The 21377-nt window shown below is 60.4% G+C and carries 23 protein-coding genes and 1 pseudogene; 8 read left to right on the top strand and 16 right to left on the bottom strand.

What is annotated here, in order from left to right; all coding sequences use genetic code 11:
- Positions 1–93: 93 nt before the first annotated feature.
- The 3 genes from galU to QE381_RS12915 all read right to left on the bottom strand — a co-directional run bounded on the left by galU (position 94) and on the right by QE381_RS12915 (position 2023).
- On the bottom strand, positions 94–984 hold the full coding sequence (gene galU, locus QE381_RS12905) for a UTP--glucose-1-phosphate uridylyltransferase GalU (RefSeq protein WP_307218756.1): 891 nt from the start codon (positions 982–984) through the stop codon (positions 94–96).
- Positions 985–1085: 101 nt separating this feature from the next.
- Complete coding sequence (locus QE381_RS12910; protein WP_307218758.1) at positions 1086–1229, bottom strand: hypothetical protein; 144 nt, start codon at positions 1227–1229, stop codon at positions 1086–1088.
- Between the two features lie 410 nt (positions 1230–1639).
- Complete coding sequence (locus QE381_RS12915; RefSeq protein ID WP_307218760.1) at positions 1640–2023, bottom strand: hypothetical protein; 384 nt, start codon at positions 2021–2023, stop codon at positions 1640–1642.
- Between the two features lie 103 nt (positions 2024–2126).
- Here QE381_RS12915 and QE381_RS12920 point away from each other — a divergent pair, with 103 nt between their 5' ends.
- The 6 genes from QE381_RS12920 (at position 2127) to QE381_RS12945 (ending at position 6647) form a co-directional block, all read left to right on the top strand.
- Positions 2127–2954, top strand: a complete 828-nt coding sequence (locus QE381_RS12920) for a hypothetical protein (protein WP_307218761.1) — start codon at positions 2127–2129, stop codon at positions 2952–2954.
- 306 nt (positions 2955–3260) lie between these two features.
- Complete coding sequence (locus QE381_RS12925) at positions 3261–3431, top strand: hypothetical protein (protein ID WP_307218763.1); 171 nt, start codon at positions 3261–3263, stop codon at positions 3429–3431.
- 40 nt (positions 3432–3471) lie between these two features.
- Positions 3472–3978, top strand: a complete 507-nt coding sequence (locus QE381_RS12930; protein ID WP_307218764.1) for a hypothetical protein — start codon at positions 3472–3474, stop codon at positions 3976–3978.
- Positions 3979–4030: 52 nt separating this feature from the next.
- On the top strand, positions 4031–4951 hold the full coding sequence (locus tag QE381_RS12935) for an O-antigen ligase (protein ID WP_307218765.1): 921 nt from the start codon (positions 4031–4033) through the stop codon (positions 4949–4951).
- 274 nt (positions 4952–5225) lie between these two features.
- Positions 5226–5390: a hypothetical protein gene (locus QE381_RS12940; RefSeq protein ID WP_307218766.1), complete on the top strand. Its 165-nt coding sequence runs from the start codon at positions 5226–5228 to the stop codon at positions 5388–5390.
- Between the two features lie 414 nt (positions 5391–5804).
- Positions 5805–6647 carry a hypothetical protein gene (locus tag QE381_RS12945; protein ID WP_307218768.1) on the top strand — a complete coding sequence of 281 codons (843 nt, stop codon included), beginning with the start codon at positions 5805–5807 and terminating at the stop codon, positions 6645–6647.
- A 31-nt stretch (positions 6648–6678) separates the two neighbouring features.
- Here the strand turns inward: QE381_RS12945 and QE381_RS12950 are convergent, their stop codons facing one another.
- Entirely contained in the window at positions 6679–7539 is an 861-nt protein-coding gene (locus QE381_RS12950) for an IS3 family transposase (RefSeq protein ID WP_307218769.1), read from the bottom strand.
- Positions 7536–7835 carry a transposase gene (locus tag QE381_RS12955; RefSeq protein ID WP_307218771.1) on the bottom strand — a complete coding sequence of 100 codons (300 nt, stop codon included), beginning with the start codon at positions 7833–7835 and terminating at the stop codon, positions 7536–7538. Before QE381_RS12955 ends, QE381_RS12950 begins: the two co-directional genes overlap by 4 nt.
- Positions 7836–8029: 194 nt before the next feature.
- Between QE381_RS12955 and QE381_RS12960 the strand changes: the two genes are divergently transcribed.
- Positions 8030–9010, top strand: coding sequence for an IS481 family transposase (locus QE381_RS12960; RefSeq protein ID WP_307218773.1), 981 nt, complete (start codon positions 8030–8032; stop codon positions 9008–9010).
- 40 nt (positions 9011–9050) lie between these two features.
- Here the strand turns inward: QE381_RS12960 and QE381_RS12965 are convergent, their stop codons facing one another.
- The 5 genes and pseudogenes from QE381_RS12965 to QE381_RS12985 form a co-directional block, all read right to left on the bottom strand.
- A complete protein-coding gene (locus tag QE381_RS12965) occupies positions 9051–10361 on the bottom strand; it encodes a UDP-glucose/GDP-mannose dehydrogenase family protein (protein ID WP_307218775.1) in 1311 nt (436 codons plus the stop codon).
- Positions 10362–10466: 105 nt separating this feature from the next.
- Positions 10467–11883 (bottom strand): annotated as a pseudogene (locus QE381_RS12970) (sugar nucleotide-binding protein).
- A 124-nt stretch (positions 11884–12007) separates the two neighbouring features.
- Positions 12008–13006 carry a dTDP-glucose 4,6-dehydratase gene (gene rfbB, locus QE381_RS12975; RefSeq protein WP_307220514.1) on the bottom strand — a complete coding sequence of 333 codons (999 nt, stop codon included), beginning with the start codon at positions 13004–13006 and terminating at the stop codon, positions 12008–12010.
- 2 nt (positions 13007–13008) lie between these two features.
- The gene (gene rfbA / locus QE381_RS12980) at positions 13009–13878 is read right to left on the bottom strand and encodes a glucose-1-phosphate thymidylyltransferase RfbA (RefSeq protein WP_307218777.1); all 870 of its coding nucleotides are present in this window, start codon (positions 13876–13878) and stop codon (positions 13009–13011) included.
- 213 nt (positions 13879–14091) lie between these two features.
- The gene (locus tag QE381_RS12985; RefSeq protein WP_307220516.1) at positions 14092–14277 is read right to left on the bottom strand and encodes a DapH/DapD/GlmU-related protein; all 186 of its coding nucleotides are present in this window, start codon (positions 14275–14277) and stop codon (positions 14092–14094) included.
- A gap of 36 nt (positions 14278–14313) precedes the next feature.
- Between QE381_RS12985 and QE381_RS12990 the strand changes: the two genes are divergently transcribed.
- Positions 14314–14673, top strand: coding sequence for a hypothetical protein (locus QE381_RS12990; RefSeq protein ID WP_307220599.1), 360 nt, complete (start codon positions 14314–14316; stop codon positions 14671–14673).
- 113 nt (positions 14674–14786) lie between these two features.
- Here the strand turns inward: QE381_RS12990 and QE381_RS12995 are convergent, their stop codons facing one another.
- The 6 genes from QE381_RS12995 to QE381_RS13015 all read right to left on the bottom strand — a co-directional run bounded on the left by QE381_RS12995 (position 14787) and on the right by QE381_RS13015 (position 21164).
- Positions 14787–15542, bottom strand: a complete 756-nt coding sequence (locus QE381_RS12995) for an O-antigen ligase (protein ID WP_307218779.1) — start codon at positions 15540–15542, stop codon at positions 14787–14789.
- A gap of 333 nt (positions 15543–15875) precedes the next feature.
- Positions 15876–16814: a glycosyltransferase gene (locus QE381_RS17930; protein WP_373426942.1), complete on the bottom strand. Its 939-nt coding sequence runs from the start codon at positions 16812–16814 to the stop codon at positions 15876–15878.
- A 35-nt stretch (positions 16815–16849) separates the two neighbouring features.
- On the bottom strand, positions 16850–17899 hold the full coding sequence (locus tag QE381_RS17935; RefSeq protein WP_373426993.1) for a glycosyltransferase family 4 protein: 1050 nt from the start codon (positions 17897–17899) through the stop codon (positions 16850–16852).
- Complete coding sequence (locus QE381_RS13005; protein WP_307218783.1) at positions 17889–19124, bottom strand: oligosaccharide flippase family protein; 1236 nt, start codon at positions 19122–19124, stop codon at positions 17889–17891. Before QE381_RS13005 ends, QE381_RS17935 begins: the two co-directional genes overlap by 11 nt.
- Entirely contained in the window at positions 19111–20271 is a 1161-nt protein-coding gene (locus tag QE381_RS13010) for a glycosyltransferase (RefSeq protein ID WP_373426943.1), read from the bottom strand. The genes QE381_RS13005 and QE381_RS13010 overlap by 14 nt, the downstream gene beginning before the upstream one ends.
- A complete protein-coding gene (locus QE381_RS13015; RefSeq protein ID WP_373426944.1) occupies positions 20271–21164 on the bottom strand; it encodes a glycosyltransferase in 894 nt (297 codons plus the stop codon). Before QE381_RS13015 ends, QE381_RS13010 begins: the two co-directional genes overlap by 1 nt.
- Between the last annotated feature and the right edge of the window lie 213 nt (positions 21165–21377).

Genomic DNA, 21377 nt, shown 5'->3' on the forward strand with positions numbered 1-21377 from the left:
TGCCGTGACAGTCTCGGATTGGCCCGTAGGGGGTCAGGGTCCCGGCCGCCGCGCCCCCAGCTGTAGGCGGCCGGGACTCCTCCCCTGGGGGGATCAGAGCCGTTCGGCGAGTTCCTTGACCCAGGCGCTGAGGTCGGGGCCGAGATCGTCTCGGTCGAGTGCGAGAAGCACGTTCGACTTGATGTAGTCGAGACGGTCGCCGGTGTCGTAGCGGCGACCACGGAACACGACGCCGAGCACAGGACCTGCGATCTCCTCGTCGGCGGCGAGGGCTTCGAGCGCGTCGGTCAGCTGGATCTCACCGCCCTTGCCGGGCTCGGTCTTCTCGAGGACGTCGAAGATCTCCGGCTTGAGCACGTAGCGGCCGATGACGGCGAGGTTGCTCGGCGCATCGGCGGCGGCGGGCTTCTCGACGAGGTACTTGACCTTCACGACGTCGTCCTCACCGGTTGCGTCGACAGCTGCGCATCCGTACATGTGGATGTGCGAGGGGTCGACCTCCATGAGCGCGATGACTGTGGCCGACTGCGTGCGCGACACCTCGATCATGCGCGAGAGCAGCACGTCGCGGGCGTCGATCAGGTCGTCGCCGAGCAGCACGGCGAAGGTCTCGTTGCCGACGTGCTTGCGGGCACGGAGCACCGCGTGACCGAGGCCGAGCGGGTCACCCTGGCGCACGAAGTGCACGTCGGCGAGTCGGCTGGCGGCCATCACCTTTTCGAGCTTGGAGTCGTCACCCTTCTGCGCGAGCGTGTGCTCGAGCTCGGTGACGCGGTCGAAGTGGTTGGCGAGGGCGTTCTTGTTGCGGCCGACGACGACGAGCACGTCGTCACTTCCGGCGGCGACCGCCTCTTCAACGACGTATTGGATCGCCGGCTTGTCGACGACGGGCAGCATCTCCTTCGGCATGGCTTTGGTGGCGGGCAGGAAGCGAGTCCCCAGACCGGCCGCGGGGATGACGGCCTTGATCGATGTACGAGTCACAGGGGTAACCTAGGGATGACGTATGAACGGATCGTTTCCCGTTGCGCTCAAGAAGATGCAGCGACCGACCCTCTTGCCTGCGAAGAAGGCGCGGATTGCGCTCAGTCGGCCTCGCTGAACGCTCCTACCGGTTGCCATCCGGCCTCGATCTGTTCGGCAGAGATGCCCGGAGTGAGGTCGACGAAGGCGTCGATCCGTGGATCGATCGCGAGGACTCGAGGCGAGTCGCGAGGGACCAGGGACATGCTCGTGGCTGCAATCCTCGCGTTCTGGTCGAAAAGCCCGTCGATCCCGAACCCGCTGCCGTCTCTAGCAACGCTGACATCGAACGACGACTCGTTGATAGGAGACACAGGTATCCACTGTCGATTCCAGGGGGAGTGGCATATGCGAAGAGCATCTGCAACTTTCGCGCGAGGTCGGGTCTCGCCGCTAGTGCTTCCCGCCTAGTTCATCGAACACTCGCTGATACGCCTCATCCAATGTGCCCACGAACGTTGCGCTGTAGTCGGCAGTCTCCAGAGCGAAGAAGTCCCTGCGTCCCGAAGGGCAGAGAATCTCATATAGCCCGCCCCCTACGGGGACAATGTTGAACGGGAGTCCTGTCAGATCGTTGCGGCCGGCTGCTAGATATGTGATCGCATTCGCGGCATCCTTAATCGTCATTGTCGGCTGCAAGTTCCATGCGCGTCCCATCTCGCTCGGAACGAGATCCCGCGTCCTCGTCCCTGGAGCGAGCGTCGGCGAGCGCGGCCAGTCGCTGTTCCCGCATGCGGCGTCGTTCGTCAAAGACTCGCTGATACGCCTCATCTAGTGTCCCTATGAAGGGCTTGCTGTAGTCGCTGGTCTCCATGTGTGAGAAACCACCTCTATCACCTGGCACGAGGATCTCATGCAGCCCGCCGCCGACGGGAACGAAGTTGTAGGGGAGGCCTGTCAGATCGTCACGACTCGCAGCTAAACGGATCAAACCCGCCGCCGGATCCTCAACATTTGGATTGAGAGCGCGAATTGCTTCGTTGAATTCTTTGCGATTCATTTCAACTCCTTCGGGTAACCCTGATCAACATATTTTTGACTTTGTTCGCTTCGTCGATCAAAACGGTGACCCGCTGCCCGCGGGCTCCCTCACGACGATCCACGTGAAAACCGCGACCGGCGACATCGACGACATCATCTTTGAGGGGGCCGTGGCGTACATGAAAGACAAGTATGGGAGATGTTTCGATGACATGCTCATCGCCGCGGCCGGCGTTCCGACCACGATGCGGCAGGACGGCGATAGTCTGTCTAGTGGCGGTCGCTTCGACTGGGGTTGCGCGGCCGCCGGCGGTTACCTGACGCGCTGGCGTGCCGAGGCTGGGTCGGGAGGGTATGTATCCACTTGGGGGACCGACCAGGGCGCTGCGGGTGCGATTCTTCTGGCGCTGAAGAACTCGGGCCCGGGTGAGTGGATCGCGATGAACCCCTCGCATTCCGGTCCGGGGCTCGTTATCGATGACTGTGCACGGAGCGGGAACATCCCACTGCTGGTGAACATCCATGAGGGTACGTCGCCAGTCAGCATCCGATCCGCCCGAGGCGTAGGGTTCCCCGACGGTGTGACGTCCACCTCTGGCGACGGTAAGACGTTCACATCGGCGACTGCGAACTTCACCGCTGCGGATGTGGGGCAGATCATCGCGCAGACCCCGAGCCGCGGTGAGGGCTTCGTCATCCCGCCCGGCACGACCATCGCCGCACGACTGTCCACGACCGCTGTGACCTTGTCGCAAGCGGTCACCGGGTCAGCGGTCGGGATCAACTTCTCCATCGCGAACCACCCCCAGCGGACGGGTCGGTGCTGCTGGATCTCCAGAACAACGACGGCCTGGCGCGCATCCGCTTCCGCAACAAGGCCGACGACAGCTGGTAGGGGAAAGGCTTCGAGATCGTCCAGCATCTCGGCTCGAACCAGCACAGGGCGGTGAACCGATACGACGGCGCCCGGTTCTGCCAGTACTACTCGGGCGGCTCCACCTACAACGTGAAAGCGATCCCGACCTCCAATGTCGGGACTGTGCAGTTCATCGGCTACGACAACACGACAACGCCCGGGAGCGAGTCGGGCGGCGCTGTCGCGTGCGAGTTCAAGAAGGGCGCGATCGGCTTCCTCGGTGCGACGCCCTCAGCGAAAGCCACGATCACCGGCAGTCGGGGCGGGAATCCTGCCCTGGCTGCGCTTCTGACCGAGCTTGCCTCGGGGGCTTCATCACAGACGGGACAACCGCATGACCATGGATGGCCTTCTCTATCTTCTCGATCGTGTCGGACGCCTTCTCGCCGAAAGCGACCAGCGCGCCGCCGTCGCCGCGCAGCGCCTCCACGAGATCAACGAGGAAGGCCGACGTCGCCAAGCGGACGCCGCGCAGGCACGTGACATGGCCGCAGGCGACGCGGCGGCGTAAAGGGCATGAGCCCTCTCTTTGAGGCTGTACTCTCATGCCCATGGGGAGAACTCAGGGTGTGTGGCTGACTGTGGTCGCCGGTGTGGTTGCCGTACTTGGGACCTGGGCGCTGCTATCTAACGTCACTCAATCCTGGTTGGTCATTGCGGCGTTGGCCGGTTTTGGCTTACTCATGTGGCGCCCGGTCGAGGTTCTTGTTTTTGCGCTTGTGGTGGCGCAAGAGATCAAGGATCCTGCCGACTTTTGGACCAGCAATCAGTGGCTCGTATTCGGCAACTGGTTGTACTTCACTAAGGTTGGATCCGTACCCCTCGTTGCAATTCTCGTTCTCTCTGCTGCGGCGATTCATCTTGTGAAGATGCGTCGACGAGCACGGTCAGATACATTCTGGATTGTTTGGATTATACTCGCGATCTGGGTGCTTTCGATCGGGGCGATCCAGTCTGGTCAGACTCAGGTGGTGAATGCCTTCCTGGGATCGTCGCTTCAGATGGTCCCTCTCATTCTTTTTGGGGGTTGGATACTTAATAGGTTCAATTTCCGATGAGCGCTCCATCGCCGGGATCTATGTGGCTGCCGCTGCGGGCCTTGGAGTTAACGTGCTGATCGCTTTATTGGCGGCGTCGAGTGGGCCGCTCGCGCCGATCGACTACGGTGGCGTTCAGATCAAGATTTTCCACGACACTGCTACGTCGGCACTGTTCCTTACTATGTTCCTGCTCCTGCTGTTCACGAGGAGAAAGTGGACCATCGGTCACGTCATACTTCTTTCTATCTCCGCGGTGGTGGTAATTCTCTGCTTCCGCCGAAGTGTTTGGTTCGCAGCAATTGTAACCGCTGCGTTGGTTGTGATGTTGGCGCGTGGAGGGCGGGGATTGCGCCGGTTCCTGTTCATCGCCATACCCGTTTCTGCGGTAGGTGTTCTTCTTGTTCCAGGGGTTTTGGACGATGTTTGGCAGCAAGCTGGGCAGGTGTTCGAAGCGATTTCAAGCGCACCGGCGGAGCAGACATCAGCCGGTCTTCACGTCTCTGATCTAGAGGTTGGGTGGGCGGCGGCGCTTGCATCACCGCTCATGGGGGTTGGAATTTTCTCGTCACAAGTCGGGGGATTTGCGGCTGGCGGCACATCACTATACGTCCATAACGAGTTCCTCCAGGTCTGGCTGCGGTGGGGTTTATTGGGGTTGGTTTTGTTCACGATCCTGTTGGTTATCGCGGTGGTAGCAGGCTTCCGCGTTGTTCGGTCGCGACTGGCCCCTGATGCCGTCCGCGCTGCAGGTTTCTTTCTGGCCATCCTTCCTGTTCCGGTGATAACCGCACCGTTTGTTTCGATGACTGCCCGGTGGTCAACGCTGGTTGGTATCGCAGCAGGACTGTGTATCGCCTGGCTTCGTCGAGAGCGCGAAACATTTCCCGCTGTCACGAAAGTGTCCGAGATTCGAGTGACTAGTCGGGTCGCATCCGCTGCTTCGAGAAGAATGGTGTTCAGGAGCGCCGAGGGAAGAGGTCGGTTATCGTAAGCCTTTCAACCGATTTCGACATCCCACCGGCGTCCAGAGATGTGTAGCGACCATCGCAACGCTTCGGGCGGTAGCGTCTGGGCATGGCTATAGACCAGTGGATCGTGGCGGATGGCCCTCTTGCGGGCAGCACTTATACTCTCGACGCGGAGGGCGGCCAGATTCTTGATCTCACCGATCAAGAGTGCACGTCCGTGACGTACTGCGCAAGCGCGAGAAGACTGTATGGCTCCTCGAACCAGCTCCTGTTCGTGGGTCACAAGCCGCCGATCGCGTGACTCCGCAGCATCGTGGCGTCGTCCCGACGGCCGCTGCTGATCGTCTCGCTCGCGGGCAGCAGCTCGCCGCGGCCGCGGATGCGCTGCTTCGCGACGCGGTGGTCCTCGCGCTCGCGGATGGCGCCTCCTTCCGGGAGGTGTCCGCGTTGACGGGGACCTGATCGCCAGGTGGGTGCGGGAGTCGGATGGTCCGCCGCCAGCGGGCCGTGCGCGCGCCGTACAGCAGCATCAAATGCGGCAGGCGGGGGAGGAGCGGCTTCGGCTCGCGGACGCCGACCGTGCGCGTCTCAGCGCCGAATCGGAGCGGTGATCGCCGCGCCTCCCATCCGCACCGAGGCGAGCGGTATTACGGTCGCTAACGGATTCATCAAGAATTCACGGGATCGCTGCGCTGGCAGCGAGAATGACGACCTTGATCGATTCACTAAGGGTTAAATCTAGGGTTACGTTTAAACGGACTATTTCTTGTTGAGTTCGATGGCGCTCTAGCGTGGTGAGACATGGCTCATTCGTCTTTACCGAACCCACCTACTGCGCCAGCGCGCTTCATCCCGGGGCTGCCCTCACCACGGTGGATGGGCGCGGCGGCCGCGGTCCTGCTCGCCACCGGCGTACTCGGTCTCGTCTGGATCGGCGTGCAGATCCCCGTATCAGTCGTCGGCTGGAACGATGCCGGTCCCGCGGTCGTCGCAATCAGTCGTGGGCTCCTGGCGCCGGGCGCAGTTCTGATTCCGTTCCTGGCGAGCAGTATCCTGATTCTGCGCATCACACACGCGCTCGCCGATCGTCGGCGTACGCCGCTCGCAAAGGATGTCGAGGCTCGCTCAGACCTGGTGGGCTGGGTGTGCGCCGTGATGGCAGGGGTCTGGGCGGGCGCTATGCAGCCGGGAGCCTGGAGTCGGCCCGAAGACCATGGATGGGGACTCTTCGCGATCACGGTAGGTCTGCTTGCCGTCACCTTCCAGTTCTTCATCGGCACCATGGTGGTTCCCGATGCGCGCGATCAGCTCACAATCGCGCAGAAGGCCCTTCGCGCTGAGTCGAAGTTTCTCGATGAGTCACAAGCGGCGAGTCTCCCGTCGGTGAGGAGCGCCGTGCGGATCGTCGCTATCGACGCGGGGCTACTGCTCGTGTTCGTACCCGTGACGCTGGGCCTCATCGAAGGCATCGCAAGGAACTCCCTGGAGAGCGGGGTACGCACCGGCGGGCTTGCGTTGTCGCTGGCGTTCATGAGCGTGTACTCGGTTCTGCTGGGTCAGCTGGCTGCGCCGTTCTCGACAAAGGCGGCCAGGCGTACGTTCACGACAGTGGCGACCGTGATCGGCGCGGTCGGTTGGGTCGCAGTGACCATTTTCGAGATCTACGGCTTCTTCGCTGTGGGCGGCGTTGGTTGGCTGCTCTGGGGCACGGGGAGCTGAACCCGGTTCGGTGGACACGGTTGTTGGTTGATTATGCCGCGATGGCGGCGTGATGGGTGTTCTCGAACTCGAGCGGTGAGACGTCGCCGATGCCGGAGTGGCGGCGTTTCGGGTTGTACCAGGCCTCGATCCATTCGAAGATCGCTTGCCCGAGCTCGTCTCGGCTCTGCCAGACGTGCTGGTCGAGGAGTTCGCGTTGCATCGTGGACCAGAACGACTCCATGAGTCCGTTGTCGACGCTGGACGCGACCCTGCCCATCGATCCGAGCAGTCCAGCTTGGCGGAGCCGATGCCCGAACACCCAGGACGTGTATTGGGATCCGCGGTCCGAATGCACCACGGTTCCCGGCTCCGGGTTCCGCCGCCACCGAGCCATGTCGAGGGCGTCGACAACGAGCTCCGCGCGGATGTGATCGGCGATCGCCCACCCAACAACGCGACGGGAGAAGACGTCTACGACGGCCGCGCAGTAGACCTTCCCGGTCCGCGTCGGATGTTCCGTGATATCGGTGACCCAGAGTTTGTCCGGGCCGTCCGCGACAAACTGACGTTTCACGAGATCCTCATGCGGCGCCGGCAGCGGGCGGACCTTGCCACGTTTGCGACGGTGACTGATCCCCGCGATCCCGGCCAGGCGCATCAGCCGAGCCACCCGCTTCTTCCCGCATCGGATCTGCAACCCGAGCCGCAACTCCGCATGCACCCGCCTCGCACCGTAGCTGGTTCGGGAGTCGCGGTGAATGCGGACGATCGTGACCGTCAGGTCCGCATCCGTTCGAGAACGATGCGAGGGCGGTCGCTTCTTCCACGCGTAATACCCGGAACGAGAGACCCGCAGTACCCGACAGGCCAGGGACGCATCGATCCCGGTGGTGACGAGGCGGTCGATCACCGGGAAGACCCTTTTGGGCCGACCACCTCCCGAGCGAAATACGCTGACGCCTGCCGAAGGATCTCGATCTCCGCAGCTTGAACCCGGTTCTCGCGACGCAAGCGAACCAGCTCGGCGCGCTCGTCCGAGGTCACGCCTTCCTGGACGCCCTCGTCGACATCAGCGATCTTCATCCACCGGCGCAGACAGGACTCGCTGATCCCGAGATCAGTCGCGAGCTGCGCGATCGGCTTCTCCTTCGACCGCGCGAGCGCGACCGCCCTCCGACGAAACTCCACCGGGTGAGCTGCAGGCATGTTGACTCCTTCACGAACGACTCTCGCCGCTCAGATCAGGTGTCCACAAGACCGGGTTCAGCTCCCACGCTGCGCTCCTTGGTGCAGGGGCCGTAGCTCCTAGGTGTACTGACCCGGATCGTTGTTGACGTAGGAGAGACCTCCGGGGTCGAGTTGGAGTTGTCTAGGTTCCCTCGAGTCCACGGAGGTCTCTCGTGTCCCACGCTAACGCCCGGCTGACGCCGGCTGGCAGGTTGATCATGGTCCAGCGCATCCAATCTGGGCGCCCGGTCTCGCATGTTGCGGCGGAGATGGGGATCTCTCGCACGGCGGCGTGGCGGTGGTGGCGCCGCTTCCGGGAGGACGGACCGGCGGGGCTGATCGATCGGTCCAGCGTGGCCGCGTCGCATCCTCGTCGCACGGCCCCATGTGTGGAGACGCGGGTGTTGATCATTCGGCATCTCAGCCGTCGTGGCCCGGTGTTCATCGCGGGCAGACTCGGCATGCACGCGTCGACGGTGGGGCGGGTGCTGCACCGCCACCGAGTCCCGTTGATTCGCGAGCTGGATCCCGTCACGGGCAGAATCATCCGCGCGAGGCGGGCCACTGCGGCGCGCTACGAGCACGACCACCCCGGCTCGCTGATCCATGTCGACGTGAAGAAGCTCGGCAGGATCCCGGACGGCGGCGGGTGGTGCGCGGATCCGACCCAGACCGTCGCTGTTCATCGGACGTCGCATCTGAAGAGCGGATACGACTACGTCCACACCGCCATCGATGACCATTCCCGGGTCGCTTACGCCGAGGTCCACGACGACGAGAAGGGTGTCACCGCCGCGGGGTTCTTAGATCGCGCTGTCGCGTTCTACGCCGCCCTCGGAGTGAGGGTCGAGCGGGTCATCAGCGACAACGCGTTCGCCTACCGTCACTCCACCGCATTCCGCGGCGTGATCAACGCGCACGGAATCACTCAGAAGTTCATCCGCCCGCACTGCCCCTGGACCAACGGGAAAGTGGAACGCCTCAACCGAACCCTCGCGACCGAGTGGGCCTACGCCCGACCATGGAACTCGAACACCGACCGCACCGCAGCCTTGCCCACCTGGCTCGATCACTACAACCTAGACAGACACCACCTCGGCATCGGCGGCATCCCCATCGACCGAATCAACAACGGTCGAGGTCAATACACCTAGCCCGCTCGCGGACCGGTTAGGTGGTGCCTAGACGGCAGACTCACGGCCTCCCCATGCCGTAGTACGTCCAGCCAGCGGCGCGCCAGGCGGCGGCGTCGAGCCCGTTCCGGCCGTCCACGATCACTCGTCCTTCGGTGAGGGTCGAGGCGTGCTCGGGGCTGAGTTCACGACGGTATTCGTCCCACTCGGTGACCATGATCACGGCGTCGGCGCCTCGCAGTGCTTCGTCGCGGTCTTCGACGTAGTTGAGCTGGGGGTGGACCCGGCGAGCGTTCTCGATCGCTGCCGGATCGGTGATCGTGACCCATGCACCGAGGCCGTGGAGGCGAACGGCGACGTCGAGGGCGGGGGAGTCGCGGATGTCGTCGCTGTGCGGCTTGAACGCTGCGCCGAGCACGGTGATGTTCTTCTTGAAGGCTGATCCACCCAGCCCATCGACGACGAGCTGCACGGCCCGGTCGCGGCGGCGCAGGTTGATCTCGTCCATCTGGCGGAGGAACGCGACCGACTCGCCGCGACCGAGCTCCTCGGCACGAGCCGAGAACGCGCGGATGTCCTTCGGCAGGCATCCGCCTCCGAAGCCGATCCCCGCACCCAGGAAGCGGCGCCCGATCCGGGCATCGTACCCGATCGCATCGGCGAGCTTAGTGACGTCGGCACCGGTGACCTCGGCGATCTCAGCCATGGCGTTGATGAAGGAGATCTTGGTGGCGAGGAACGCGTTGGCAGAAACTTTGACGAGCTCAGCGGTTGCGTAGTCGGTCACGATGAACGGTGTCCCCTTGGCGACAGAAGGGTGGTAGACCTCGCGCAGGATGGATGCCGCACGCTCGCCCTCGTCCCCGGCAGGTACCCCGGCGACTAGTCGATCTGGGTCAACCGTGTCCTGCACAGCGAATCCTTCGCGCAAGAACTCTGGGTTCCAGACGAGCGTCGCACCGGTCTCGGAGATTCGTGGAGCGAGCCCCGCTGCGGTACCGACGGGGACGGTGGACTTGCCTGCGACGAGGTCGCCCTCGGACAAGTAGGGCAGCAGGCCATCGATCGCGGCGTTGACGTAGGTGAGGTCGGCTGCATAGCCGTCCTTCTGCTGCGGAGTGCCGACGCCGACGAAATGTACGGCGGCGCCCGCGGCCTCGGCCATGTCGGTCGTGAACCGCAGCTTGCCCGAGGTGATGCCCTCGGTCAGGATCTCCTGCAGTCCGGGTTCGAAGAACGGTGCCTCGCCTTTCGACAGTGCGTCGATCTTGCGCTGGTCGACGTCGATACCGACGACCTCATGGCCGATGGACGCCATGGCGGCCGCGTGGACGGCACCGAGGTACCCGCATCCGATGACAGAAAGCTTCATGGAACTCCTTGTGCGTGGGGTCTGCATCGTTGGTATCAGACCTGCATGACGATTGCGTATCGGAGAAGGATCAGCCCGCACATAGCGAGCTCGATCTCGCTTCGATCAGCTGGACAGATAGTGCGAGAGCAAGTCCTGCCAGGGATGGGGTGTGTATCCGGTGTTGGTGATTTTGGTGGTGTTGAGCAGGCTGTTGGTGGGTCGGGGGGCGATGGGTGTGGTGGTGTTTGCGTAGTAGTCGGTGGTGGTGGTGGGGGTGACGCGGTTGGGGTCGTGTCCGGTGAGGTGGTAGACGGTGCGGGCGATGTCGTACCAGGTGGTGGGTTGGCCGGTGTTGGTGATGTTGTAGGTGCCGTGGGGGGCGTGGGTGGTGAGGAGGTGGTGGATGGCTTCGGCGATGGTGGGGGTGAAGGTGAGGCGTCCGGTTTGGTCGTTGACGACGGTGGGGTTGATGCCGCGGTTTGCGAGGTTTGCCATGGTGCGGACGAAGTTGTTGCCGTCTCCGATGACCCAGCTGGTGCGGAGGATGTAGTGGTTTGGGACGGTGGTGATGATGGTGTCGGCGGCGGCTTTGGTTTGGTCCGTAGACGCCGAGGGGTGAGACGGGGTCGGTTTCGGTGTATTCGTCGGGTTTGGTGCCGTCGTAGACGTAGTCGCTGGAGATGTGGACGAGGGTGATGCCGTGGGCGGTGGCGATGCGGGCGAGCGTGGCGGCGGCTGTCGCGTTGGCGGCCCAGGCGTCTTGGCGGCCTTGGGGGGTTTCGGCGGTGTCGACGGCGGTGTAGGCGGCGGCGTTGATGATGGTGGCGTAGTCCCGCCACCGGCGGGCGGTGGCGAGGTCTGGGTGGGTGAGGTCGAGGGTCTCGCGGGTGGTGTATTCGATCCAGGGGTGGGTGCCGAGTTCGTGTTGGAGGGCGCGGCCGAGTTGTCCGTTCGCTCCGGTGACGAGGATCTTCTTCGGCGGAATGGGGGTCACATCTTCGAGGCGGGGGTGGTTTTTGTCTTTGTCGCTGATCTGGGCCTGATCCAGCGGGATGGGCCAGGGGATATTGGTGGTTTCGTCGGCGAGGTTGAGGAAGCTGTAGGCGGCGGTGGGGGACCAGTGGTCGTTGACGAGGTAGGTGTAGGCGGTGTCGGGTTCGAGGGTTTGGTAGGAGTTGCCGACGCCGCGGGGGACGTAGATCGCGCGGGAGGGGTCGAGTTCGGTGGTGTACACGGCGCCGAAGGTGGGGCCTTCGCGCAGGTCGACCCAGGCGCCGAAGATGCGTCCGGTGGCAACGGACACGTATTTGTCCCAGGGTTCGGCGTGGATCCCGCGGGTGGTGCCGGTGGCGTCGTTGAAGGAGATGTTGTTCTGCACGGGCCCGAAATCGGGCAGCCCGGCCGGGATCATCTTCTCCCGCTGCCAGTTCTCCTTGAACCAGCCGCGACTGTCGCCGTGGACGGGCAGGTCGAACACCACCAACCCCGGAATCGGGGTCTGTGTCACACCCAACGCTTTGCCGTACTCGGTCACAACCATGCTCCCATCCCCGCCCCCGAGGGTCTGCGGGGGCATCCTGTTCCTACACAACACTTCCTGCACGTCGTGGCCCGCCCGGGGGCTGCCCCCGAGGGGCCACGACGTGCACGGATCTCACGGCTGGCTATTGGCCTTTGGTGGCGTAGAAGGCTTCGACGCCGTCTTTGGTGGGTGCCCACCAGGCCTCGTTCTGCTGGTACCAGTGGATGGTCGCGGCAAGGCCTGCTTCGAAGTCGCGGTATTGGGGGGTCCAGCCCAGCTCGGTGCGGAGTTTGGTGGAATCGATCGCGTACCGCAGGTCGTGACCGGCACGGTCGGTGACATGGTCATACGCGTCCGCGGGCTGACCCATCAGGCTCAGGATCAGTTCGACCACGTCCTTGTTGTTGCGTTCCCCGTCCGCGCCGATCAGATACGTCTGACCGATCTCCCCCTTCTCCAGAATCGTGAGCACCGCACTGGAGTGGTCGTCCGCGTGGATCCAGTCCCGCACGTTCTCCCCGGCCCCGTACAGTTTGGGTCGGATACCGCGGATCACGTTCGTGATCTGCCGGGGGATGAACTTCTCCACATGCTGGTACGGGCCGTAGTTGTTCGAACAGTTGCTGATCGTTGCCCGCACCCCGAACGAGCGCACCCACGCCCGCACCAGCAGATCACTGCCGGCCTTCGTGGACGAGTACGGGGAGGACGGGTTGTACGGGGTGTTCTCGGTGAACCGGGCCGGATCATCCAACTCCAGATCCCCATACACCTCGTCCGTGGAGATGTGATGGAACCGGGTCCCGTGCCGCCGTGCGGCTTCGAGCAGCGTGTACGTGCCGACGATGTTCGTATCCAGGAACGGCCGCGGATCATTCAGACTGTTGTCGTTATGGGACTCCGCCGCGTAATGCACCACCGCATCCACCCCCGCGAACAACTCATCCACCAACCCCGCGTCCGCGATATCCCCCTCCACAAACCGGAACCGGTCCCCCGGCAACCCCGCAAGCGACGCCACATTCCCCGCATAGGTGAGCTTGTCCAACACCGTCACATGATCACCCGTGCGCTCAAGCACATGATGAACAAAATTCGACCCAATAAAACCCGCACCACCAGTCACCAACAAACGTCGCATTGTCATCGCCCCCGCTTCAGCTGTTCGAGTAGGTAGGTTCCGTAGCCGGACTTGACGAGCCCGCTCGCTCGCTCTTCGAGTTCGGCGTCGGAGAGGAAGCCCTGTCGCCACGCGACCTCTTCGGGGACGCCGATCTTCATGCCGGTGCGGCGCTCCATGGTGCGCACGTACTCACCCGCGTCGAGCATCTGGTCGAACGTGCCGGTGTCGAGCCACGCCGTTCCGCGAGGGAGGACCTCGACCTGCAGTTTGCCGCGTTCGAGGTAGGCGCTGTTGATGTCAGTGATCTCATACTCACCGCGTGGGCTGGGCTTGAGATCGCGTGCGATCGCGACCACTTCGTTGTCGTAGAAGTAGAGGCCGGGAACCGCGTAGTTCGACTTGGGGTTCGCGGGCTTCTCCTCGAGCGAGACCGCCTGGCCGGCGTCGTCGAACTCAACGACGCCGTACGCCTGTGGCTCGGCGACCCAGTACGCAAAAACAGCGCCCCCGTCGACGTTGCTGAACTTCTGCAACTGGGTCCCGAGCCCCGGTCCATAGAGCAGGTTGTCGCCCAGCACGAGAGCGACCTTCTCGGAACCTATGTGATCTGCGCCGAGCGTGAAGGCTTGTGCAAGACCATCGGGGCTGGGCTGAACCTTGTAGCTTAGGCTCACGCCAAACTGGGAGCCGTCTCCGAGAAGGCGCTCAAAGTGCTCCGCATCGTGGGGCGTCGTAATGATGAGGATGTCGCGGATACCTGCGAGCATCAACGTCGACAACGGGTAGTAGACCATCGGCTTTTCGTACACAGGGATGAGTTGCTTGGAAACTCCCTTTGTTATAGGCCAGAGGCGCGATCCTGATCCGCCGGCTAAAATCACTCCGCGCATTATGCATACTCCGAAATAAACGTGACAACGAACGCAGCCAAACTGGGCGACATGCGCAAAAACGCGACATGATCAACTGTCGTCGGCCAAGTGGAAAAATCTGGATAGCCAAGCTTCGAGATGGTCATGTAAACGCGTCGACAATAGCGTTTGCGAATCTCAGTTAAGCTACCCCATCCGTACCCATTGAGATTATGTTCTCTTGAAATCCATTTAGGTGGCCGAGGTCTCAGGCATTCGCATGCGAAGGACGCGGGCTGGGATCCCCCCAATTACCGAACCAGGGGGAAAGCTGCTACGAACGACACTCCCAGCGGCCACGACTGACCCAGTCGATATTCTTACGCCTGCCAAGATGGTTACCCTTGCCCCGATCCAAACATCTGACTCAATCACCACGCTCTCTTCGGTCGTGCCTTGCTGTCGGATTGCAAGTTGAGTATCGCCAAAATTATGCTCTTGCGAATGGAACGTCGCGAACGGGCCGACGATAACGTCTTCCCCTATATAAACTCCGCCAGAACAGCCGACATGTGCGAAATCCCCCAGGCCGCTTCGCTCGCCCAGCGAGAAACCTTGGCCGACCCTGCTGAGATGGCTTGTTCCCGAAATTGTGCAGTAACGGCCGATTTTTGCTCCCGCGCCCAGCGTCACGCCGCGTTGAGTTCTTCCATCGATGTACGAACCTTCACCAACGGCGCTAAGCTTCCCGAACTGGATCTTTCGCTTACCGCGCAGCTTTACGCGGCGATCGATGAATATGAGATTCCTAGTTCTGAAAACTCCACGAACTAGCTGAAATCCCCGAATCAGCACTTCGCTTAACAAGTCCAGCGAAGACAGTCCCGGGTCGATCTTATAGCTTCGCCCTGCCCGCCTTAAGACGAACTCAATCAATTTGCGTGTCACTAGAAAGTACCTCTCTTAGAAGACGCCAAGGACAGGTTGACGGTACTACGGGGCCGGGTCTGACCATTAATTGAAGGTGCTACTAGACCCAGGATCAGTGCAAAAGCGACCAGACTCGCCGTCTCGTAGAATAAATAGTCCACGAAGCCTTGAATGGCGAAACCAGCTATGGCCATAGATACGCCCAGGGTTGGCGGATACCCTTGCCGAAGAGAGCGACGAACGCCCGCGCCTAGGATGAACGCCAGCATAAGAAACACACCAACAGTGCCAAAAATGCGAACTTCAGCGACGAGAGCAGTAAGCAAGTAGCGATGGTGCGCAAGATCAGCGAGCGCTCCAAAGCTGCCATGCTGCAAAATCACTACTGAAAATTGGCCTAGCCCAACGCCGAAGGGGTATTCTCCGGCGATGGCCCAGCCTGCCGACTGCATCGAGCCGCGAAAATTGTCTTCACCCTGTGTCGTTGTCAATCTCTGCATCAGAGTGCTGAGCGAATCGGGCGGCGCAAACGTAAAAACAATCCACAGCGCCAACACTCCAAAGATAAGCACACCAATACCGCGACGACGAGATGATACAGGCGCGATCGCTACGTATAGTGCGCCACCAACAGCCAAAATGCCAAGAGCAACATATGGAAAGGTAAAAGTGGTCACGAATAAGGTGGCAAAGAGTGTTGCAAAAACGATTGCGGATGAGCTTGGTCCGGTAACGATCGCATCGGTAATTGGGCTCGCGGCAAGCGTCATCATCAATATGATTAGGATTGTAGGAGTCACGCGAGCGAGAGGCGACGTTGTGGGTGCGCCATCTTGGCTTGGGTGGGTATCCTTTTCGGGTCGCATCCTTGCGTTCGGTCCCGTTTTATCATGTTTGCTAGTCATCTATCTCGCCCGTCTGGCGTTGCACGATGCTCTTCGTGTCTACAAATGGCTCGAGAATAATTTTCGACCATCTTTTGCGTCATAGATTGTGGCGAACCTATGACTTCCCATCGTGCAGCTGCGCTTTCCGTTAGATTCTCCCGTACTTCGGGGTTCGAAAGCCGTTCTAATGCGGAAGGAATATCCTCTTCGGACGTAATTTCAATATAGCTCACGTCGGGATCGAGCCCCAGGCCTTCGACGGCTAATGCCGTGCCCACGATAGGGAACCCGCCATGCCATCGCCTCAAGAGCCTTGAGGCGAACGCCGCCGCCATGGTTGAGTGGCATAAGTGCAGCGATAGCCGTGTCATAGTAGCTCTTGAGCTCCGGAGCATCGGAAACGATCTGAACTTTGGTGTTCGACGTCTCACCTAGAACTGATGCTCTGCGTCCAACAATGTATAGCGGCGGGAGGTGGACGCCCTCCTTATCCCAAAGACGCACCAAGCGTTGTGCCGCGTCTCGATTCGGGCCATAGTCGATAGAGCCCACGAAGAGCGCATGCTCTGGAGGCGCCTGGGGGCTTCGATCGGCGATCGTCGCTGGATGGCCAATCTCCACGATCGATATGTCGTCGTCGGAAATATGATGCGCTGCTGTCAAGCGGTCGAACTCCTGGTTGCTGAAAACGACGATAACGTCACCATCGCGCAACGCTTTACTCTCGTATCTATTGCGGACGCGGCGCTGCGCCCGTGATCGAGAGTCAAAGCTTGGATTAGCTAGAACATTATGGACCGTGACGACCGTTGGCGCGGCTACGTCTATATGCCAGTAGGAGTGTTGGACATCGACAACGTCGGGCATTAGCTCCGCGACGACTTTTCCCAGTGAGGATCGCAGGTGACCAGAGTGGTGCAGAGCATTAGGGTCGTATAGCCGTCGAAGGGCAAGCGACGCACGCCAGATGACCTTCGCGAAGCCGGTGCGACTTTGTCCAACAAGGTACTCATCCCCAACAAGCTTTACGTCGCCGCGCATGACATCCCAGGACGGAGCCACAATGGCCACGTTGTGGCCGAGCGTGCGCAGCTCGTCTGCTAACGCGCGAGTCCTCGCGCGATCTCCGCTATTAGCGCCGCCGATAGAGTGGGGCATGACTATCGTGATCTTCAGCGAACGCGGCCTATCACTCACGATCTCACCTGACCCTCTCGCACGACTGAAGTCCACTTCTTTCCGAAAGATTCTAACGAATTGCGTGACATAACTAGCTGTTGAGCATCAGCCACGGCTCTCCATAGGTCCTTGTCGCCGCCCTTGAGACGCACTAGCACACTTGCGATAGCAGCCGGGCTTTCCGCGGGAATGAGGAGCTTCGAGTAGGCTGGCACTGCCTTCTCAAGATCTCTTATCCAGCCCACTCGCGTAGTTATAACAGGACAGCCGTGTGATATGGCTTCGAGGATAGCTAGGCTACAGGCTTCGTACTTTGTAGGAAGTATCAATGCCACAGATTTTCTAAGAGCAGCCGCTACTTCCGGCTCCGTAAGAAGACCCAAATCGTTCGTTCGCTCGTCATGGCCGGGCCCTGCGACCGAAAGCATGCTTCCGGCTATGCTGGCCGCACGAACTGCGGTTTCGTATCCTTTTCTGCTTTCACGTCTTCCCACAAAGAGTACGAGCTCCCGGGGAACAGAGTCCGGTCTAGGACTCGCTATCCGAACGCCGTTCTCGATCACGATGGGTCGGCGGAAACGGTAATGACGTCGTACTTCATCGGCGGCTGAGTTTGAAACCGCGACGCGGGTCGCTCCGACACCAGACAGGAACTCGCAAAGGCCGCCACCAATAGCACCGGAAACCAGCCAGTCGCGCCATCGCCGTCCTGCGCGATCAGCGAATGAGTGCGAAGGAAGGGTTCCGTGGTACACATGGATGTGCTGCCAGGGGCCTCCTCCTACTGCTCCGAGTGCTCCGTTAGTAATGAGAATGTCAGGACTCATGCTCTTCAGTGCTATACGGGACCGGCGAGCACGCATAATTGCAGTTAATCCAAACCTCCGCGCCCACTTGCTTTCGACGGGCGGAGCCTCATGTAGAACGACTTCAAAATTCTCCGAAAGCTGCTCAACGAGGAGGCTAGCGAATCTCTCGACTCCGCCGGCGCTCCGATTCGAGGTCGGCGTCAAGATCACAATCAGTCTCTTACTGTGCCCACGTGGAGCTGTTTCAGGAAGCATCACGGTACCAACCCTTGCGTGTCTGGAAAAATAGAGCGATGAGCAAACCCGTGAAGTGAACGACTTCAACCGAAACGACGGCGTAGCCTGCGACTTCTGGGCCACCTAGCCAAGCGGATGCGGTAACAGCGCAGAATCCGAGAACTGCGATGGCTGCGGAAACAAAAGCTATCAGCCGCTCACGGTTAAGCGCTATAAGAGAACTCGTCAGTACGTAGGCGCCCGCGATGAACGGGAAAGCGCAAAAGGCAATCGACAAGTACGTGGGTGCGGTCGAATATTTTGGCCCTAGCAATACAGTTGCAATGAAGTCCGAGAAGAGAAGGACTGTAACTGACACAAATACACTTGCCGTCATCGTGAAAGCAAAATACTGCATAAAAAGACGAGCGGGCGCCGCGTTCGAACGAAGTGCATTCACCAGTCTGGGTAACAGGACCGAGATTATTGTTGCTGGCAGTACTTGGGCCGCGTCCAAGAGCCTGAATGCGGCTAGGTAAGACGCGCCGTCTTCCGGTGCAGAGAAGCTAAATACGGCAAGTTGTGAACCTCGATAATACGCCGTCACAGCAAGTGAGGACCACACCAGCGGCCAAGCCTCTCTGATCAGATCCCTTGCTGTTACTCGGTTCGGGCCGAAGGCGCCGTCGTCAGGTGCAATCAGACGAGCCGTCAGCCACGAGAGTATAGCTTGCACCGCGCAAGCTGCCACGCTCATAAATGCAAGTGTGGTGACGTCCAAGTTTGTTGCAACCGCGACTAGAACCAAAGCGAGCCAGGCGATGTTTTGGGAAGCGAGAAGAACGCCAACTAGCAGCGGCTTAACGGTAGCTTCTGCGACAGCCCTATACGACGTGTAGGCGTAAGGGACAGTGCTTAAAGCGCAAACAAGTAATATCAAGCTGCTGTCGTTTCCAGCGACAACGGCCACTGCGACAACAAGGGGAGATATCACTGCAAGCATGATGAGGCGAGACCGCGTCATCATCTTGGCCACATGTAGTGGAGGTGCTCCGCCCGATATTCGTCTTACGCCCAGCGGAAAAATTCCCGAGTCCATGACACCGTAGGCGAGTGACGCTAATGTCAAACCGGCAGTCAAAGAGCCATACTGTGCTGGCCCGAGGTAGCGAGCCAACACAATTACGACCACTAATGATGTTCCCAGTCCTAATATGCGCAACCCGAGTTGACCGAATTGTGCCAGAAGATTAGCCCGGGACATTTGTTGCCGTCAATTTCAAGGATCGGACGCCACGTGAAATCGTATCGGAAAGCGCGGCATCATACTCCGAGGAAATTTTCCCCCAAGAAAACTGTTGAACCGCGCGATCGTAAGCGCGTAGTGACAGCTCATCGCGCAATTCCTTGTCCTTTATCACCCGCTCGATCGCTGTTGCGATCGAGGCCGGGTCGCGTGCGGTAAGCCACCCCGAGTTTCCCAGCACTTCGGAATTAAAAGGTGTTTCTACTGCGACGATGGGAACCCCAAGCGCCATGGCTTGAACAAGCGCTGGATTGGTTCCCCCGACCGTATGCCCGTGGAAGTAAACGCCGGCGTGCTGCCACAATGAAAACAAAAGACCGTCGTCGTGGACATGTCCGAGCCATACAGCATTCTCTCGTGACTCGACAAACAACTTGACGGAATTCTCGAGATCGCCTCCTGCGCCCGACGAACCTACAAAGACCACCGGGGTGTCTGGAAGAGTGGTGACAGCCGAGAGAAACTCCCGAACAGAGTTCTCAGGCACAAAGCGCGCGACGAGTAGTGCATACTCTCCGGACGGGACGCCATCCGGCGGAGCAATTTTTGAGTGAGTGTCGCCTCCGTACGCAATGTAATAACCGCTCCGGTTGTAGCGGTTCTCCCAAATGCGTGAAATCTCTCTTGCGTCATAGATTAAACCGGTGGCAAACCACTTCGTGAATTGCGCGCCAAGCTTAAATATAGCTCGAGCGACTGTTCCCCACTTGCCTCGCTCCCACTCGATTCCGTCCACATGAACCAATGTGGGGATCCGCATCAGCCAGAGTAGAGGTATCCAGATCCCGTTCGCTACATTCATAATGAGAACAACCGATGGGCGAGAGAATGCTGAAAGAACTGTCGCCGACAGGCTGAAGGTCAGTGTGGACAATGCGCGAGTGCTTATGCCCCAGCTCGTGCGGCTTCGAATTCGATCATCGCGGTTCGCATCATCGACTTTCACCCAACCGGGGCGTCCGTATACAGTGACATCCCACCCCCTGTCAGCTAGATACGGCGCAATCTTTCGGACTGCCGTCTCGAATCCTCCGTAGTAGCTGGGGTATCCGCGAGTGCCGACTATGGCTACGGACTTGATCTTGCCGAAACGACGAGTCGTCACTAGCGGTCCCCTTCTGTTAGGGCGTCGCCGTCGGCGATGGCAACATGGCGACTGATTACCTCACGTGCAAAAGCGCGCGTGTAAGGGTTTAGCTTGTCATGGTCGATCGTGGCTTGTGCAAGGCTGCTCAGCACGTCTACGGACAGTGACGTGGAGGCTGTTACGGTCCCGGCGAGCGTGCTAGCTGGCATTCCCTCGAAGGCGGCTTGTGTGCCTAGAACCGGTCGGCCATAAAGAAGCGACTCAAGCACCTTGACTTTGATGCCGCCGCCGAGCCGGATTGGAGCGAGCGAAATGTCGATCATGCTGTAAAACTCCCCAACATCTTGAACTTCTCCCACGATGGTTACATGCTGACGAGGTGCAAGCTTTTCTGTGTGACGACCCGCGACCAAAATTCTGTATCCTGCTGCGACGAGCACAGGAAGCCAGTCTTCCACTAACACGTTGTAGGCGTCGACATTGGGCCAAAAATCGAAGTTTCCGATAAGTCCCGCTACGGGTGTTTCTCGACCGGAGGGCAATAGTGGCGATACCTCGCCTAGCCAAGTCGGGAGCCACGTCACTTGCGGGCCGACACTTAACTGGGTCAGAAATCCTGCGTCTGCAAAACCCGCCGCGGTTGCGATAGACGACTTCGCGAGAAGGTTGGACTCCGCCCTAGCGAGTAGCTTTGCTTGTAGCTTCGCTGTCAACTTGGCGAGGCCGCGCCGCGTGGTCGCCTCGCGAAGGCCAAACTGACTCCAGACATCCATAAAGTCGACCCAAATGGGACAAGCGGCAGCGGCGGCAAACGGAGCCAGTGAAAGCGCGCTGACGATAACGAGGTCTGGTTTATGCAATCGGACGTTGGCCGTGAGGTCCGGGTCCACTGCGCCCCACTTAGTTGGCATAGGTAAATAGTGCCGCTTGAGAGCGCTAATTCTCCCAACCGGAGAGAATCGACGACGCGAGGTTTCCGACTTTTGGCGCGCACGCTCCCCGAGCGCGTTGCGTGGGAAAACGACCTCTACTTCGTGCCCAAGCTCGCGGAGTATCGAGCGGAACGCGCGAGTTCGAATGGTGCCTCCGTGTGACGCACTGTCTGGGTCGGACAAGCTAATGAT

It is taken from the genome of Microbacterium sp. SORGH_AS_0888 (assembly GCF_030818905.1).
Taxonomy (GTDB): Bacteria; Actinomycetota; Actinomycetes; order Actinomycetales; family Microbacteriaceae; genus Microbacterium.